We start from the raw sequence: 2313 nt of genomic DNA on the forward strand, positions 1-2313 counted from the left end.
GGCGGCCGCGCCAGTACGCGACCAGCAGCACGGCCACGAGCAGCTGCAGCAGCGCCCACCAGATCCAGCTCGGCATGAGGCTGGTCAGCGTCGGCCGGCTCGCGCTCGAACCGCCGCCGCCTCCGCCGCCTGCTGTGATCGTCGTGGTCGGCATGGGACCTGGATTGTTCTGATCCGAGCCGCAGTCATAGCCGGAGCAGTTCTGTAACGACGGATCCGGTATGAAGTTCGGCGCCAGCCACAGCAGCCTGGAATGCGCCCCGAACAGCCGCAGCGCCAGGGCCGCGTTCCCGGCCGAAGCGAGCTCGTCGTTCTCGAAGAACGTGGTCGAGCCCACCGCGTACGCGTCGGCCCCGCCGTAGGTCTGGTAGATCAGCGTCGGTGCCCCGTTCACCGGATAACAGCTCGCGACCTGGTCAGTCTCACCGGCTGTGAACGTCGCCGATGCGGTATGCAGGTCCACGCTTCCAGCCGCGACCGGATCTGCGATGGTGCACGACGGCTGCACAAGCGTCGTGATGTTGTCCGTGTACGAACCGACGCCCGCGCCGAGCAGGAACGCGCTGATCGTGGCCGCGTCGTTGTTGAGGATCACGACTCGCCCGAATCCCGCCCGGTGCAATGCGGCGAGCCCGTCTGTGCTCAGGCGCTCGTCCTCGCTGATGACAAGCGTGGTGTCGGGCGTTCCGTCCGCGTACCGGATCGCTTCGCCAGGCACGGTGATCGGGTAATACGTGACGCCTTGCTGGCCGAGCAGATTGAGCAGAGCCGTGTCCGAATTCGGATCGAGCAGCGTCGAAGTGTCGACCGATCCGCTCGGGCTCGGCGTGACATCCGCGTACGCCGGCGTGCCGGCCATGACACCGACCGCGGCGCACAACGCCACGGCTGCCGCCGCGGCAGCGGCGAGACGCGGAGACGTGACCTGCTTGACCACTAGCCTCACTGCACGCCACCCGGCACGGTCGGGGCTATCGCGGTCGGCAGCTGCAGCGTTCCCGGCACCTCGGTCCGCACCAGTTCGTCGACCTGGCTGATCACGGCGTAAGCCTCGGGCGTGCCGACGTACTCGCCGTATTCGACCTCGTCGAAGGCCCGGGCCGCCGCGACCAGCACCTCGGCGTGCGCGGGCAGGATCGCACCGGCGTCCCGGGCGGCCTCGTCCGCGGTGCGGTCCGCGCGTTCCGGCAACAGGCCGCGCTCGTCGAGCGTCGCGATCACCGCGCGGAACCGCTCGCGGATCGCCTCCGCGAAATCGCCGGCGGACGCGGCCCGCTCGGCGTTGTGGCGGTGAAGTGCGGCCCCGGTCAGGGCCTCTTGGACCGTGCCTCTCGCTCCGGCGCCCTGCGCGGCCTTCTCCTTGCGCCGCTTCTCGGTGCGCGGCTTGCCCAGCCAGCGCAGCACCAGCAGGACCACGACGACCAGCACGAAAATCGCCAGGATGATCAGCACCACCGCGAGCGCGTGGCTCGGCGACGGCGGATGCGGGGGCTGCCTGAGCGGCGGAGGCGAGGGCAGCGCCGTGGTGGGGGACGGACTCGGCAGCGCACCGCGGTGGTACTGCGACTTCGACAGCTCACGGATCGCCATCTGCCGCGCCTGGTCGCTGTTGACGGTGACCGGCGTGTCTGCGCGCATCATGCCGACCGCCCCTTTCCGGCGGCGATCGTCCGGGCGACCCGCGCCCACGCGATGCGGATGTCCAGGCCTTCGCGCCGGAAGCGCCGGTCGATGTATTCCATGGTCGCCACGGCGGCCCGGAACGGCGCGGTCAGGACCTGGATAAGTATGAGCACGACGAGATACCCGGCCAGCCACCAGTACGTCGCGCCGGTCACCGGGTCGCCGTTGAGCAGATCGCGCACGCCCTGCGTGTTGGCGATGTAGTACTGACAGATGATCAGCGGAAGCATCACCACGATCGAGATCGTGAGCGTCAGCCCGGTGGTCCACAGCGTGCGCCACCGGCCGGCGGTCACCAGCTTGCGCGACCGGGAGAGCGCGGCGAACCCGCGGGCGCCTTCGAGCGCCGCGACCGACGGCGCGATCGCCCAGTCCGCGATCAGCGCGAAGCACAAGGGCGCGCCGATGAAGGTGACAGCTGCCATCACCGAGCCGTGCCCGCTCTGCGGTTCGTTCACGACGAACAGCGTGGCGAACGCGTAAAGCGCCACAAAGATGGCACGCGGCAGTGCGGTAACAGCGGCGATGCCGGAAAGACGCAGGATGAGTTGCCGGGTCTGGCGCGCCGGAGTCGGTGCAGTCGTCGCCGCTCCGTCCACGTATTGCTTGATGGGCTCGGCGAGCAGGCCG

The 2313-nt window shown here is 69.5% G+C and carries 2 protein-coding genes and 1 pseudogene; all 3 read right to left on the minus strand.

The features are described 5' to 3' along the window. The coding region (locus VFB40_RS03870; RefSeq protein WP_324847873.1) for a DUF4350 domain-containing protein at window positions 1-946 on the minus strand (946 nt) is incomplete at its 3' end. Beyond that, window positions 943-1641: a DUF4129 domain-containing protein gene (locus tag VFB40_RS03875; protein WP_324847874.1), complete on the minus strand. Its 699-nt coding sequence runs from the start codon at window positions 1639-1641 to the stop codon at window positions 943-945. The genes VFB40_RS03870 and VFB40_RS03875, both read right to left, overlap by 4 nt. Beyond that, window positions 1638-2313, minus strand: a pseudogene (locus VFB40_RS03880) (hypothetical protein); the annotation flags it as partial. The gene VFB40_RS03875 and the pseudogene VFB40_RS03880, both read right to left, overlap by 4 nt.

Source organism: Actinocrinis sp., from assembly GCF_035650855.1.
GTDB lineage: Bacteria > Actinomycetota > Actinomycetes > Streptomycetales > Catenulisporaceae > Actinocrinis.